The sequence below is a fragment of the Aeromonas sp. Y311-2 genome, assembly GCF_027706025.1.
Lineage (GTDB): Bacteria > Pseudomonadota > Gammaproteobacteria > Enterobacterales > Aeromonadaceae > Aeromonas > Aeromonas veronii.
Window position 1 is genome coordinate 358265 of sequence record NZ_JAPDCL010000001.1, and the last position, 15489, is coordinate 373753.

Below are 15489 nucleotides of genomic sequence, written 5' to 3' on the forward strand. Positions count from 1 at the left end.
GAAAGAGTTTCATGCCAAAACGTAACGACCTTCAGAGCATCCTGATCCTCGGCGCCGGCCCCATCGTCATCGGCCAAGCCTGCGAATTTGACTACTCCGGTGCCCAGGCGTGCAAAGCCCTGCGCGAGGAGGGCTACCGCGTTATTCTGGTCAACTCCAACCCGGCCACCATCATGACCGACCCGGAGATGGCAGACGCCACCTACATCGAGCCCATCACCTGGGAAGTGGTACGCGAAATCATCAAGAAAGAGCGCCCGGACGCCATCCTGCCCACCATGGGCGGCCAGACTGCGCTTAACTGCGCACTGGCGCTGGAGAAGCATGGCGTGCTGGCCGAGTTCGGTGTCGAGATGATCGGTGCCACCGCCGACGCCATCGACAAGGCCGAAGACCGCTCCCGCTTTGACAAGGCGATGCGCAGCATTGGCCTCGAGTGCCCGCGTGCCGGTATCGCCCACAATATGGAAGAGGCGTGGGGCGTGCAGCAGATGGTCGGCTTCCCCTGCATCATCCGTCCCTCCTTTACCATGGGTGGCTCCGGTGGCGGCATCGCCTACAACACCGAAGAGTTCGTCGAGATCTGCGAGCGTGGTCTGGATCTCTCCCCGACCAAAGAACTGCTCATCGACGAGTCGCTGATCGGCTGGAAAGAGTACGAGATGGAAGTGGTGCGGGATCGCAACGACAACTGCATCATCGTCTGCGCCATCGAAAACTTCGACCCCATGGGTATCCACACCGGTGACTCCATCACGGTCGCGCCAGCCCAGACGCTGACCGACAAGGAGTACCAGCTGATGCGCAACGCCTCCATGGCGGTGCTGCGCGAAATCGGCGTCGAGACCGGCGGCTCCAACGTCCAGTTCGGCATCAACCCGAAAGATGGCCGCATGGTCATCATCGAGATGAACCCGCGGGTGTCGCGTTCCTCCGCGCTGGCTTCCAAGGCAACGGGTTTCCCCATCGCCAAGATCGCCGCCAAACTCGCCATCGGTTACACCCTCGACGAGCTGATGAACGACATCACCGGCGGTCGCACTCCGGCCTCCTTCGAGCCGGCCATCGACTACGTGGTGACCAAGGTGCCGCGCTTCAACTTCGAGAAATTCGCCGGTGCCAACGACCGTCTGACGACCCAGATGAAGTCGGTCGGTGAAGTGATGGCCATCGGCCGCAACTTCCAGGAGTCCCTGCACAAGGCGCTGCGCAGCCTCGAAACCGGCAAAACCGGCTTCGACCCCATGGTTGACCTCAATGCCCCGGACTCCCTGACCCGCATCCGTCACGAGCTGCAGGACGCCGGTAGCGACCGTATCTTCTACATCGCCGATGCATTCCGCGCCGGTCTCTCCATGGATGGCATCTTCAAGCTGACCAAGATTGACCCCTGGTTCCTGGTGCAGATTGAAGACTTGGTGAAACTGGAAGAAGAGGTGAAAGAGCGCGGCATGGCGGGTCTGGATGCCGACTTCCTGCGTGCCCTCAAGCGCAAAGGCTTTGCCGATGCCCGTCTGGCCAAGATCCTCGGCGTGGCCGAAGGGGAAGTGCGCAAACTGCGCGCCCGCCACAACATCTTCCCGGTCTACAAGCGGGTCGATACCTGCGCTGCCGAGTTCGCCACCAACACCGCCTACATGTACTCCAGCTATGACGAGGAGTGCGAAGCGGCCCCGAGCAACCGCGACAAGATCATGATCATCGGCGGCGGCCCGAACCGTATCGGTCAGGGTATCGAGTTCGACTACTGCTGCGTCCACGCGGCGCTGGCCCTGCGCGAAGATGGTTACGAGACCATCATGGTCAACTGCAACCCGGAGACCGTCTCCACCGATTACGACACCTCCGACCGTCTCTACTTCGAGCCGGTGACCCTGGAAGATGTGCTGGAAATCGTGCGCATCGAAAAACCCAAGGGCGTCATCGTTCAGTACGGTGGCCAGACCCCGCTGAAACTGGCCCGTGCACTGGAAGCCAACGGCGTGCCGATCATCGGTACCAGCCCAGATGCCATCGACCGCGCCGAAGACCGCGAGCGCTTCCAGTCTGCCGTCGAGCGCCTCGGCCTCAAGCAGCCGGAAAACGGCACCGTCACCGCGCTGGAGCAGGCCGTGCTGCTGGCCGAGCGCATTACCTACCCGCTGGTGGTTCGCCCCTCCTACGTGCTGGGTGGCCGCGCCATGGAAATCGTCTATGACGAGCAGGATCTGCGTCGCTACTTCGCCGAGGCGGTGAGCGTCTCCAACGAATCGCCGGTACTGCTGGACCGCTTCCTGGACGATGCCACCGAGCTGGACGTGGATGCCATCTGCGACGGCACCGACGTGGTCATCGGCGGCATCATGGAGCACATCGAGCAGGCCGGTATCCACTCCGGTGACTCCGGTTGCTCCCTGCCTCCCTATACCTTGTCCAAGAAAATTCAGGACGAGATCCGCGAGCAGGTGCGCAAGCTGGCGCTGGAGCTCGGTGTTATCGGCCTGATGAACGTGCAGTTCGCGGTCAAGGGCGATGACATCTACCTCATCGAGGTGAACCCGCGTGCCGCCCGTACCGTGCCGTTTGTCTCCAAGGCGACCGGTGCTCCGCTGGCCAAGATTGCCGCCCGCGTGATGGCCGGTCAGTCGCTGCAAGAGCAGGGCTTCACCAAAGAGATCATCCCGCCCTACTACTCGGTGAAAGAGGTGGTACTGCCGTTTGCCAAGTTCCCGGGGGTTGACCCGCTGCTGGGGCCAGAGATGCGCTCTACCGGTGAGGTGATGGGAGTGGGCAGCAGCTTTGCCGAGGCCTATGCCAAGGCGCAGCTGGGTGCCAACCACGCCGTACCGAAAGAGGGTCGTGCCCTCTTGTCAGTGCGTCACAGCGACAAGGCGCAGGTGGTTGACTTGGCCGCCAAGCTGCTGGAGCTGGGCTACGAGCTGGATGCCACTCACGGCACAGCCGTCGCGCTGGGTGAGGCGAGCATCAACCCGCGTCTGGTCAACAAGGTGCACGAAGGTCGCCCGCACATTCTCGACCGCATCAAGAATGGCGAGTACACCTACATCGTCAACACCGCCGAAGGGCGGGTGGCGATCCAGGACTCCAAGCAGCTGCGTCGCGCCGCCTTGCAGAACAAAGTGGCGTATACCACCACCATGAATGAGGCGTTTGCCACCTGCATGGCCATCAGCGTGGATGCAACCGCCAACGTCAACTCGGTGCAGGAGCTGCACCAGAAGGTGAAAAACCGCTAAGAGTTTGCAGCGGGCATCAGCCCGACTTGCCAGACGACCAACCCCCGCCAGCGATGGCGGGGGTTTCTTTTTATCTGTCGCTCACCGTTCGGTTCGGGCCGGGTGAATCCTTGAAGAAGGTCATGAGTTCCGTATCGCAGACAACGGATGGCGCGTGGGGTGGCAAAAGCTGGCAAGGGGAGGGGATGCTGCGAGCGCGGGTTTCAACTGCAGCAGGCAATCCTCTACAATGGCCCCACTTTGCTTGTCAGTGCAGTGCCAGCGGCGCTGCCTGTAGGGCCTACAAAAAATGGACATGCTTATGACCGCTTTGCCTTCCTGTCGTCTTCTTGCCTTCTGCTCTGCCTTGCTGCTGGCCGGTTGTGCCAGTGATCCCGCCTCCGCGCCTGCCAAAGAGGCGAGCGTGAGCAACCCCAAAACGCCGCCTGCCATGCAGCCGCGCAAACCGGCGGATATGAAGAGCCGCATCGTGCGCTTCTTGCCCCGCCAGGTGCCTGACAAACAAGGGTGGGCCAACGACGTGGTGACGGCGCTCACCACCCAGGGGGTGACGGTCAATGATCACAATGTCTGTAGCGTGCTGGCGGTGGCGGAGCAGGAAGCCACTTATCAGGCCGACCCCGTGGTGCCGGGCCTTGGCAAGATCGCCTGGAAAGAGATCAACTCACGGGCAGCCAAGCTGCTGATCCCCGAATTTATGGTGCGTGCCGCGCTCTCCATCAACTCGCCCACCGGCAAGAGCTACGCCGAGCGGATCGACAAGTTGCGTACCGAGCGGGAGATGAGTGAAATCTTCGAAGACATGATCAGCATGCTGCCGATGGGCAAGACGCTGTTTGGCAACCTCAACCCGGTGCATACCGGCGGCCCGATGCAGGTGAGCATCGCCTTTGCCGAGGCCAACGCCCGTGGCTACCCCTATCCAATCAAGGATTCCATCCGCCACGAGGTCTTTACCCGTCGCGGCGGCATCTGGTTTGGCACCAAACATATCTTCGGTTATCCCGCCGACTACCCGGATACCCTCTACCGCTTTGCCGATTTCAACGCCGGCTGGTACGCCAGTCGCAATGCCGCTTTTCAAGCTGCCGTCAGCCGTTTGAGTGGCAAAACTCTGGCGCTGGACGGGGATCTGATCCGCTATGACTCGGATCTGCCGGGCAATACCGAGCTGGCCGTCTACACCCTCGCCAACCGGGTCAATATGAGCAAACAGGCGATCCACCAGAGCCTGCGTAAAGGGGATACCGCCGAATTTGCCGAGACCGATCTCTACCATCGCATCTTTACCCTGGCCGACAAGCAAGCGGGCAAGCGATTGCCCCGTGCCATCCTGCCCGGCATTCAGCTAAAGAGCCCGAAAATCACCCGAAACCTTACCACCGCCTGGTTTGCCAAGCGGGTGGATGACAGAGAGCAACGCTGCGTGCGGCAGATGGCGACGATTCGGTAGGACTGGGTTTGCTGCGAGACTAGTTGCAAAGCGGGTTGCCATTGTTAATGGCAACCTGCACGCTTAATCGCCCCTTCCAATGGAGATCTTTGGCTCGCATCCAGTCATGAACGGTGGCGGCTCCTTCCGAGTGGCATGAGTTGTTACTACTTTTGCAGGATCAGCCGTGTTGGCGGCGGTCGTTGGCCTGGGCCAGTAGCATGCGGCTTTCACGCAGGAACTGGTCGGCGTGTTCGCCGAAGAAACCGGAGACTTGCGAGAAGGCCGCGATGAAACCGTCCCTGTCCCCCCGTTCCAGCAGCCCCAGCGCTTCACCGAAGTTTTGGTAGTAGCGACGGATCATCGCCAGATTCTGCGGTGACGACAAAATGATGTCGGCATAGAGGTGGGGATCCTGAGCGAACAGCCGCCCCACCATGGCGAGCTCCAGCCGGTAGATGGGGGAGCTCAAACTCAGCAGGCGATCCAGATTGGCCTGCTCTTGGGAGAGGTGCCAGCCATAGGCAAAGGTGGCGAAGTGACGCAGTGCCTGAATGAGGGTCATGGCATCATCGTGGGCCTTGGCTTCCACCTGTTGCAAGCGGGCGCCCCAGATGGTCATCTGATCCAGCAGCCATTGGCTGGCGGCGGGGTCACGACCCTGGCAGCAGACGATCACCTGCTTGGCGAGACTCGCCACATCCGGCCCGAACATGGGGTGCAGTCCCAGTACCGGCCCTTGGTGCACCGCCAGCATATGTTCGAGCGGTGCCGCTTTCACGCTGGTGACATCGACCAGCAGGCAGTGGGCGGGCAGGTTGCCGAGGCGGTCGATGATCTGGCAGGTGATATCGATGGGCACCGCCACCATCACCAGACCGGCTCCGGTGAGGAGCTCGTCAGCACGCGGCCAGTCGGCTTGTTCCAGCGTCTCGACCCGATAGCCTGAGAGGCTGAACATGTGGCCGAACAAGCGGCCAAGCTGGCCCTGACCACCGATGATGACCACCTTGCCAAGATCCGGCTTTATGCATTTGAAGCCTGTATCTTTCTCGCTGGCATAAGATTCACGCATCACCCGGCGCAGCACGTCTTCGATGAGATCGCCGGGCACCCCCAACTGCTCAGCCTCGGCGCGGCGGCGGGCCAGCATGCTCGCTTCCCGATCCGGTGCATAGATGGGCAGGCCGTGGCGGCTCTTTACCTCACCCACTTCTCCCACCAGGGCCAGACGGGCGGCCAGCAGATCGATCAGCTGCTTGTCCACCGCATCTATCTTGTCCCTGAGTACATTCAACTCTTCAGCCATATCCAGTCCCTGCTGGCGCCGCGAGCGGCGGCGCCCTGAAAATCAAGATGCAACAAGGTATCACGGCGTGAGCGGCTTGATGCCACCAGCGGTGATACCTCGATTGTTCAATAGGTTACGACAAGATACCACGGCTTACCGTGCAGTTCTGCCCTTGAGGGGGTCAGCCAGCTGGTTGTGGCAGCGGTCCAGCAGGGTAGCGGTGGTGTCCCAGTCGATGCAGGCATCGGTGATGGAGACCCCGTAGCGCATCTGCTCCTTGGGCTGCTCGCTGGACTGGTTTCCCTCGAACAGGTTGGATTCGAGCATCACCCCGATGATGGAGCGGTTGCCCTCCTGGATCTGGTGGATGACGTTGTCGGCCACCTTGGGCTGCAAACGGTGATCCTTGCTGGAGTTGCCGTGGCTGCAATCTACCACCAGACCGGGCAGCAGGCCCGCCTTTTCCAGTGCCTCTTCCGCCAGCGACACATTGACCGAGTCGTAGTTCGGGTGCTTGCCGCCGCGCAGGATCACGTGGCCATCCGGGTTGCCCTGGGTCTGCAGCAGCGCAACCTGACCCTGCTGGTTGATCCCCATAAAGGCGTGAGGGGAGGAGGCCGCCTGCAACGCATTAATGGCTGTCCCCAGGTTGCCGTCGGTGCCGTTCTTGAAGCCGACCGGCATGGAGAGACCTGACGCCATCTCCCTGTGGGTCTGGGATTCGGTGGTGCGGGCGCCGATGGCTGACCAGGAGAAGAGCTCCGCCAGGTATTGCGGGCTGATGGGGTCGAGCGCTTCGGTGGCCAGCGGCAGCTCCAGCTCCGCCAGCCAGCAGAGTAGCTCGCGGGCACGGTGCAGCCCCAGCTCCACATCGAAGGTGCCATCCAGATTGGGGTCGTTGATAAAGCCTTTCCAGCCGACCGTGGTGCGCGGCTTCTCAAAGTAGACCCGCATGACAATGTAGAGAGAGTCCTGATAGGCATCATGCAGCGCTTTGAGTCTGGTTGCGTACTCTTTGGCGGCGTCCATGTCGTGGATGGAGCAGGGACCACAGATCACCAACAGGCGGTGATCGCGGCGGTGAATGATGTCGGCGATGGTATTGCGGGCCCCTTGCACGAATGCCAGCGCCTTGTCGGAGATGGGTAACTTCTCCTTGAGCTGGGCAGGCGTGATCATCACTTGTTCGGACTGGATATGGATGTTGTTCAGGGGGTCTCTTTGCATGATTTCATTCTCTCTACTGTATTAAGCCAAAAGCGGCTGTACCTATATGTTTACACTGGTACCTGCTTTGTTACGCAACCGCCATCACCTTACCAAGGAAAAACAAACAATCAAGTGAAACCAGTGGGTTTACCGCTAAAAAGTCAGATAAAGGAGCTGCTATATAGCGCGAACAGGAATAATACAGAGGGTTTTTCGGAGGCTTAATGGTTTTTGTGTAACCTAATGTTTACGACTTGAGGGCGTGAAGGCTGCGTTGTCCAGCTGTTTACCCACAGTAAATGGTATCTCTGGGAGACTGCAACGCGATGGCAATGATGGTGTGAGGTGGCTATCTGGTCAGCCATAGAAAGAGGGTGCCATAATGGCTCCCTTTGCGGTAGGAAGGGGGATCCCGTCTGGCTGCGGATCAGCGCTTTTGTTTTCCCTGCAGCTCTTTGTTCAGGCGAGTGAGCATCCCCTGGGTGACCAGCACTATGCCCTGCTCGGAGCGGTGGAAGCGACGTGCATCTTCATCGGCGTTTTCACCTATCACCGTGCCTTCCGGCAGTTTGCACCCCTTGTCGATCACCACCCGGCGCAGTCGGCAACCGGCACCAATCTCCACACCCGGGAAGATAACGGCCTGATCCAGAGTGCAGAAGGAGTCGACCCGCACATTGGTAAAGAGCACCGAACTCAGGATGAAAGAGCCACTGACGATGGTGCCCCCGGCAAACATGGAGTTGATGGTCATGCCGTGCTGGCCGTTTCGGTCCTGCACGAACTTGGCGGGAGGAGTCATGTTCTGACTGGTCCAGATGGGCCAGTCCTGATCGTAGATATCCAGCTCAGGCGTGACGGAAGCGAGATCCATATTGGCCTCCCAGAAGGAGTCCACGGTGCCCACATCGCGCCAGTAGGGGCGGCGATCCGGACAGCAGCCGACACAGGACATGCCAAACGGGTGAGCGAATGCGGTGCCCTCTTTCACCACGCGGGGGATCACGTCCATGCCGAAATCGTGATGGGACTGCTCGTTGGCAATGTCCTCTTCCAGCAGCTGATAGAGATACTCCGCATCGAAGATATAGACGCCCATGGAGGCCAGCGCGGTGTCGGCCTTGCCCGGCATGGCGGGCGGGTTGGCAGGCTTTTCGACGAAGGCATTGATCTTGCGATCATCATCCACCGCCATTACCCCGAAGGCGCTTGCTTCACTGCGTGGCACCTCGATGCAGGCAACGGTCACCTTGGCGCCCATATTGACGTGGTCGAGCAGCATGGCGGCGTAATCCATCTTGTAGATGTGATCGCCTGCCAGCACCACCACATATTTGGGGGCGTGATCGCGGATGATATCCAGATTCTGGTAGACCGCATCGGCGGTACCCCGATACCAGTTCACCTCATCCACCCGCTGCTGGGCAGGGAGCAGATCGATAAACTCGTTCATCTGGTAGCGCAGGAAAGACCAGCCCGATTGGAGATGGCGCAACAGGCTGTGGGATTTGTACTGGGTCACGACACCGACCCGACGAATGCCGGAGTTGATGCAGTTGGAGAGCACGAAATCGATGATGCGGAATTTGCCGCCGAAATGAACGGCAGGTTTTGCACGGTTGTCGGTTAACTGTTTGAGGCGACTACCCCGCCCTCCTGCGAGTACCAAAGCCATGGTCTCGTTCAGCAACTGTCTGGATTTTGCTGTATTGGCAGGTTGTAACAACATCTCATATCCCTTTGTAGATAAATCACTACAATGTTGCCTCCTTTGAGCCCTCAAGAAAGTGCTTTCAGTCACATTTTATGGTTTCTGACGTAATAAAATGACTTTTTTGTTATTAAAAATGACGGGTTGATCCGTCATTGCTTTCAATATGGTCAGTTGTCAATTGAAGCGAGCCGAGCAACAAAAGGGGCGGCGAGAGACCGAGAGGAGGGATGGAAAAAGCCCCTGCCAATGGTTGGCAGGGGCCCGGTTCGTTGAGACCCGGTAAGCCGGGTCTGATTAACAAGGTTCAGGCTGCGTTGGCCAGTGGCTCCTCGGTCTTCTTCTGGTAGGCCTGCGGGGTGAGCCCAAGCAGCTCCTGCACGGTCGAGGCGACGGTAATGGAGGAGACGGTGCCCACCAGGATCCCGGCAAACAGGGTGAAGGAGAAGCCGTAGAGGGCGTCACCGCCAAACAGCAGCAGCGCACCCACGGTAAACAGGGTGGTGCCCGAGGTGATCATGGTGCGACTGAAGGTCGCCTTGATGGCCACATCGGAGCATTCGTGGATGCCCATCTGGGTACGCGAGCTCAGCAGATCCCGCAACCTGTCCGAGATGACGATGCTGTCGTTGAGGGAGTAGCCGATCACCGCCATCAAACCGGCGATGATGTTCAGATCGAATTCGATCTGAAAGAGTGACAGCAGCCCCAGCGCCACGATGGCGTCATGGACCACCGAGAGCAGAATGCCGATGGCCTGACGCCACTCGAAGCGAAACGCCAGATAGGCCGACATCGCCAGCGAAGCGACCAGCACCGCCAGCATACCCTGCTGGAACAGTTCGGCACCCACCTGAGGGCCGACGATGGTGGTGCGCAGCAACTCGACCGGCATCCCCAACTGCTGGGTCAGCATGGTGGCGAGATCCGCCGCGGGCCAGGGAAGTTCGTGGGGGGGCAGCTTGATCAGCCACTCGCCGGGAATACCGGCCGAACTCAGCTCAACGGCTCCCGCCAGCGGGGAGACCAGCATGGCATTGAGCTCATGGGCCTCTTTCAGGGTCTGGATATGAAACTCCAGCAGGATCCCGCCGGTAAAATCGAGCCCCAGTGTCAGGCCGTTCACCAGCAAGATGGCGACACTGGCCACAGTCAGCAGGATGGAAGCCCACAGGCCGATATAACGCCAACGGGTCAACCCCATTGCAACGATCATTCTCAACATAATTCTCTCCTTGGCCAGCCAGCATCAGGCTGTTGGCCCATCACGACGTGTCGCGACACGCCGGGAAAATAGTGTTCTGCTTTGGCCGCTCCGGCCATATCCATGGCCGATGGCGCAGCCAAAGCCGCTCATCAGAGGGACAACTGTCCCGTTACACCTTCAGCGTGCGCTCGCTGCTGCGTCCCCAGAGGGGGTTGATGATGGCACGCGTTCCCCAGATCCCGGTGATCATGCTGGAGAGCAGACCCAGAATGAGGGTGATGGAGAAGCCCTGCAGCGGCCCGGAGCCGATGGAGTAGAGCACCACAGCGCAGATGAGCGTAGTGATGTTGGCATCGAAAATGGTGTGGAAGGCCGAGCGATAGCCAAAGTCGATGGCGTTGGCCAGTGAGCCCCCTTCTCGCAGACGGTCCCTGATCCGCTCGAAGATCAGCACATGGGTATCCACAGCCATGCCCACCGTCAGCACCAGACCGGCGATCCCCGGCAGGGTCAGCACGGCGCCCGGCAGCACTGCCAGCATACCGACTTGCATCAACAGGTTGGCGACCAGCGCCGTGATGGCAACCCAGCCGAACTTGCGGTACCAGGCCATCATGAACAGCATCATGCCTGCCATGCCGAAGGCCAGCGCGGTGAAGCCCGCCTCGATATTCTGCATCCCCAGCGTCGGGCCAATACTGCGTTCTTCCAGGATCTTGAGAGGGGCGGTGAGGGCGCCGGCACGCAGCAGCATGGCCAGCTCCTGAGCTTCCGGCAGACTGCCAATGCCGGTGATGCGGAACTGGTTGCCAAGGGCAGTCTGGATGGTGGCGACGTTGATCACCTCGCTCTGGGCGCGCAGTTTGCCTTGGGCGTTGGTTTTGTACTCGGTGAAGACGGTCGCCATCGGCTTGCCCACATGCTGGCGGCTGAACTGGTTCATCTTGCTGCCGCCCAGGGTGTCGAGCACGATATTGACCTGGGGTTGACCCATCTCGCCCATGTTGGCGCGGGCATCGACGATGTGCTCGCCGGTGAGTACCGGCTTGCGCGCCATGCCGACGGCCTGGCCGTTGCGATCGGCGATATAGAAGTGGCTGTCGGCTTTGGCCTCGTAGAAGGCCAGCGAGGCGGTGGCGCCGATCACCTCTTTCGCCTGCTTGGGGTTGTGTACCCCGGGCAGTTCGATACGGATGCCATCTTGGCCCTGACGCACCACCGATGCCTCGACGATGCCGAGCTCGTTGATCCGTTTTTTCAGGATCGACAGGTTCTGGGTCACGGCGTTGTTGACCAGCAGGGTACGCTCAGCATCGCTCAGCACCAGTTTCAGATCATTGCCGGAGCGGGTCAGCTTCCACTGATCCTGACGGGTACCGGCACTCTCTTTGATGATGGCGAGCCAGCTCTCCTGTTCGGCAACCTCCGGCAGGGTGACGGCTACGGCGCCCTGTGCGCTGCGCGTGACGCTGGCGCCGCGCAGATTGGCTTCACGGAAGCGGGTGCGCAGGGTATCCACCAGATTCTTGGTCTGATTGTCGATGACAAAGTCCACGTCTACCCCGATCAGCAGCTGGGAGCCGCCACGCAGGTCGAGTCCCAGCTTGATGGGATCGGCGCCGAGGCGGGTGATCCAGGCCGGTGCGTTGGAGTGAAACTCCAGGGTCAGGGCGGCACTGTCGACCCCTTGCTGCTCCAGCAACTGCTTGGCGCGCTGCTGTTCGCCCTGGTTGGCAAAGACCAGCTCGACTCGCTCGGGTTGCTCGATCACCTTGAGCGGGGTCAGGTGTTTGTCGCTCAGCAGCATCTGCTGCTGGGTGGTCAGGCGCGGCTGTCCGTGCAGGCCGAGGGAGGGCTGCTCACCGAAAAAGGTGGGCAGGGAGTAAAAGGTAAAGGTCAACAGCATCAACAGCAGCAGTGCGTACTGCCACTTGCTCATGCGGTTGAGAACTGTTCGATTGCTCTTTCTCATGGCAAACAAGCCTCTGTCAGGAGAATGGTGCCCGGGCCGATAGCAACAAGGCTCGGCAAGGCGCAAAAAATGGGATGCATCAGATGCGGATCAGGCAGTTGCCGGATCCGTCAGGAAGAGGAGATGAGCAAACAGTGGATGTGCCAGCCCCTCCGGGGTCAGGCGCTCAGATAGCTCTGGGTGAAGCGATATTGCAGATGTTGGCGCTGTAGATGGCGCCGGTGGATCGCGCCAAAGCGCTCGCGAAAACTCTGTTTGTGATAGAGCTCGGGTGCCAGCATCAGCCAGCCGAGCAGCAACAGCAGGATGGCCTGGGCCGACCAGCTCTGGATCAGCTCGTAGACCACACTCTTGGGCTGGTTGTCACTGCGCAGGGATTGTTCGAGACGCAGCAGGTGATTCTGATGGCTGCCGACAAACTTGATGATGCCATCATCGCTGTCGCTAAGCTGATTGAACACCTGAGTCTGCTGCTGTTCACTCTGGGGAGATGCGGGTAGCAGCGGGCCTTCCATTCGGGCGATGGAACAAAGCAGGGTGAGGGCGATAACCAGAGTTACCAGCACCAGTTTTACTTTGTCGATAAGGCGCAAAAGTTAATTCCCGATAAATAGGAAGGGCAAACTACCATAAGCGCCCGGTTTGAACAAGGTTGCCCGGGCGCATGGCACCATTCGGTGCCGCTCGTCAGCTGCCGCTCATCTGCTTGAAGTCGCGGGCGTAGCCCTTGAGCAGGGAGTAGAGATGGGCTCGCTGGGAGATATCCAGCGACTGGCTCATGGCGCTCAGCCAATTGACGGTACGCTGGCGTGACTGCTCGGTATAGCCGGTAAAGCGGCCATCCATCAGTCCATCCCCCTCGGCCAGCAGGTTGGTCAACTCGCGGGTAAAGTCGGGACTCTGGCGCTGCTTCATCAACCTGTCCAGCTCCTGGGTCCAGGACTCCTGAAACTCGAGCCAGGGGGGCATCAGCTCGTATTGCCATTCGGCCCACTGGGCCACCAGTGGCGCCTGTGCCGGTTTCACCTCACCAATCCAGAACTCGAGCCGCTTGTTCATCTTGTCGCGAAACTCCGCCAGCATCTGCTCTTTGGGCTCAGTGGCAAAGTCCTTTTGCCGCTCCTGTTGCCGCTTGACCCGATCGGTCATAAAGCGGGCCACCTGCTCGTCGGTCAGGGTGCGCGCCAGCCTGACCGCACGGGGGATGGTGTTTTCCAGCGTGCGGGTCAGGCTCTGCTGCACCGCATCGAGATTGGTCGAGATCTGCTCCGGCGTCATGGGGCTGGCCACCGCCTTGGCCAGTGCATCGAGATCCCTGGCGTAGCGCGGCAGCTCGTGTTGGCGATGCCAGGCCATCAGCCCCTTCACTTCGCGGCTGAGCAGATCCTTCTGCGAATAGGAGAGGGCAAAGTAGTCATCAAGCTGCCAGATGATGGCGGTATCGAGCCAGTAGTAGATCACCCGGGTGGAGCAGCCGGTCAGCAGCAGGCCGATCAGCAGCAGACCCCAGGTTTTCGGCTTGTGCCAGCGCACCTTGTTTATCATCTGTTACTCCAGTCGTTGCCGGTTGATGGCGATCAGGGTGTCATAGTCGAGTGAGGGCTGTTGCTCTGCCATCAGCAGGGCCCAGAGCAGGCCGATATAGTCGACCCAGGGTAAAAATGCCTCGCTCTGAAAATCGGGCCACTGGTGGCGCGGCACGGCCTGCAGATAGTGCGCTTCCAGCTCGTCGCGCCGCTCGGCGGGCCACTCATGGGTGCGCTGGATGCTGGCGAGCTCAAAGCCGGGGTGACCTGCCGCGCCATACTCCCAGTCGATGACCCAGGGTTTGCTTCCCAACAAGTTAGCCGGATTGAGATCATGGTGGCAAGGGCGCCAGCAATCATTTGGCTCACTGCTGGCGAGCAAGCCCCGCTCCAGGGCGGGCAGCCAGGAGGGAATGTGGGCCAGTCGGGCGCGATAGCCCGCGGCGTGGGCTCGCACCGCCATCACCACCGCAGGCAGCGGCAAGCGATGGAGCTTGCGCAGCACCTCAGCCAGCAGACGGGGCTGATCGACTGCCGGTGGCGCCGCGTGTACCCAGTTTGGCTCATCGCACCATTCGAGCAGCATCAGACCGCTGGCGGGATCGCCATAGTGGCAAGGCAGCGCCAACCCTTCGGCCATCGCCCCCTGATAAAGCTGCCACTCGGTGGGACGGTCGATACCAAGGCGCACCGGGTCGGGGTGCCCCTGACGCAAAAAGTAACTGCGCCCCGAGGGGAGGCGCAGTCGATAGTTGCAGTTGGTCAGGCCTAACCCGAGTGGTTCCAGCTGCCCCTCCCGCCAGGGGGCGGGCAGGCTGGCCAGTAGCGGATCACAGTTGCCTGTCTGCGGGAGCCTGTTACCAGCCAAAGGTGGATTTCTTCGCCTGTTTGCGGATCTCTTTCTGATCGGCCCACAGCAGTTCGCCGTTTTGCAGATCCATCAGGTTCATGGTCATCTGGTAGTAGACATCCTTCACCTTGCCATTGTCTTTGACGATGCTGGCGAGGTTGCCATAGACCATGTAGCGGGCACCGGTCTGCTTGCCCAGACGTACCATGGAGGCAGGATCCACCATGCCGCTGCTCTGCTGATATTCGAGCTGCTGCTTGACGGCGGCGACTTTGCTCATGTCGACGAAGCGGAACTTGCCGGCCCGCAGCAACTTGGTGCGGATGGTGTCGGTGATGGCTTCGGTATCGATGTGCTCGGAGGTCTTGTTGCGGATAGAGTCCATAAACATCACCGGACGGCCGCCTGCGGTGATCTCGCTGGTGGCAGGGGAGGCGAGCATGGAGTCTGCCATCTTGTCGGCGATGGCCTGCAGATCGCTTGAGCCGTAATCGACGGTGACGGTTTCGGTTTCAGTGGGATCGCCATAGCTGACCGTGGTGCTGGAGCAGCCGCCCAAGAGCAATGCAGAGGTCAATATCAGCAGGGCATGATTCATTTTCATCAGTAGGATTCCTCAATCACTTCGCGTACGTAAATCCGGTAACCCTGCGCCGCCGGGCTGGGCGCCAGGGCCGAGAGGGTGCGGGTCTGATAGCCATGCAGCTTGATGGGGGTCCAGCCGCAGCCATCGCTGGCGACCTCCTGACCGGCCTCATCATACCAATAGAAGATATATTGCAGCTTGTTATCGCCGCGCTGGGTGCTGGCGGCGGCTACATTGACCTGCAGCAGGCCATTTTGCTGGCGGCGGCTCAGCTCGGTCAGGGTGACGTTGACGTTTTGATGCTGCTCCAGCGTGGGTGCACCGCCCGCCGGGCCATAGAGCGCCACGCCGGAGGTGTTGGTGGCGCAGCCGGTCAGCAGCAGCGCGAGCCCGAGGGCCAACCCGTATGCTTTCATCTTGCTCTCCTTAATCGGGGTGAGTGGGGCCGCGTGTGAGCCTGCCCGGTTAA

At 60.4% G+C, this 15489-nt stretch carries 12 protein-coding genes; 2 read left to right on the forward strand and 10 right to left on the reverse strand.

Translation table 11 applies throughout. The features are described 5' to 3' along the window. Nucleotides 1-11: 11 nt before the first annotated feature. Both carB and OKC42_RS01595 read left to right on the forward strand, forming a co-directional pair. Entirely contained in the window at nucleotides 12-3236 is a 3225-nt protein-coding gene (carB, locus tag OKC42_RS01590) for a carbamoyl-phosphate synthase large subunit (protein ID WP_005337626.1), read from the forward strand. A gap of 301 nt (nucleotides 3237-3537) precedes the next feature. Further along, the gene (locus tag OKC42_RS01595) at nucleotides 3538-4689 is read left to right on the forward strand and encodes a DUF1615 domain-containing protein (protein ID WP_047437512.1); all 1152 of its coding nucleotides are present in this window, start codon (nucleotides 3538-3540) and stop codon (nucleotides 4687-4689) included. Between the two features lie 160 nt (nucleotides 4690-4849). Here the strand turns inward: OKC42_RS01595 and tyrA are convergent, their stop codons facing one another. From tyrA to OKC42_RS01645, 10 genes are all read right to left on the reverse strand, one after another. Continuing rightward, the gene (gene tyrA, locus OKC42_RS01600; RefSeq protein ID WP_270803803.1) at nucleotides 4850-5977 is read right to left on the reverse strand and encodes a bifunctional chorismate mutase/prephenate dehydrogenase; all 1128 of its coding nucleotides are present in this window, start codon (nucleotides 5975-5977) and stop codon (nucleotides 4850-4852) included. Nucleotides 5978-6112: 135 nt separating this feature from the next. Next, entirely contained in the window at nucleotides 6113-7186 is a 1074-nt protein-coding gene (locus OKC42_RS01605; RefSeq protein ID WP_115521029.1) for a 3-deoxy-7-phosphoheptulonate synthase, read from the reverse strand. A gap of 409 nt (nucleotides 7187-7595) precedes the next feature. After that, the gene (glgC, locus tag OKC42_RS01610; protein WP_005334047.1) at nucleotides 7596-8897 is read right to left on the reverse strand and encodes a glucose-1-phosphate adenylyltransferase; all 1302 of its coding nucleotides are present in this window, start codon (nucleotides 8895-8897) and stop codon (nucleotides 7596-7598) included. 289 nt (nucleotides 8898-9186) lie between these two features. Beyond that, on the reverse strand, nucleotides 9187-10104 hold the full coding sequence (secF, locus tag OKC42_RS01615) for a protein translocase subunit SecF (protein ID WP_270803801.1): 918 nt from the start codon (nucleotides 10102-10104) through the stop codon (nucleotides 9187-9189). 151 nt (nucleotides 10105-10255) lie between these two features. Next, entirely contained in the window at nucleotides 10256-12058 is a 1803-nt protein-coding gene (secD, locus tag OKC42_RS01620; RefSeq protein ID WP_159143488.1) for a protein translocase subunit SecD, read from the reverse strand. Between the two features lie 158 nt (nucleotides 12059-12216). Beyond that, on the reverse strand, nucleotides 12217-12651 hold the full coding sequence (locus tag OKC42_RS01625; RefSeq protein ID WP_081253334.1) for a hypothetical protein: 435 nt from the start codon (nucleotides 12649-12651) through the stop codon (nucleotides 12217-12219). A gap of 94 nt (nucleotides 12652-12745) precedes the next feature. Next, nucleotides 12746-13603 (reverse strand): DUF6279 family lipoprotein, encoded by an 858-nt coding sequence (locus tag OKC42_RS01630; RefSeq protein WP_064336756.1) that lies wholly within the window; start codon nucleotides 13601-13603, stop codon nucleotides 12746-12748. A 3-nt stretch (nucleotides 13604-13606) separates the two neighbouring features. After that, nucleotides 13607-14452, reverse strand: a complete 846-nt coding sequence (locus tag OKC42_RS01635; RefSeq protein WP_159143489.1) for a phosphotransferase — start codon at nucleotides 14450-14452, stop codon at nucleotides 13607-13609. Beyond that, the gene (gene lpoB, locus OKC42_RS01640) at nucleotides 14442-15038 is read right to left on the reverse strand and encodes a penicillin-binding protein activator LpoB (RefSeq protein WP_005334041.1); all 597 of its coding nucleotides are present in this window, start codon (nucleotides 15036-15038) and stop codon (nucleotides 14442-14444) included. The genes OKC42_RS01635 and lpoB overlap by 11 nt, the downstream gene beginning before the upstream one ends. Continuing rightward, a complete protein-coding gene (locus OKC42_RS01645) occupies nucleotides 15038-15436 on the reverse strand; it encodes a YcfL family protein (RefSeq protein WP_270803800.1) in 399 nt (132 codons plus the stop codon). Before OKC42_RS01645 ends, lpoB begins: the two co-directional genes overlap by 1 nt. Nucleotides 15437-15489: the final 53 nt, after the last annotated feature.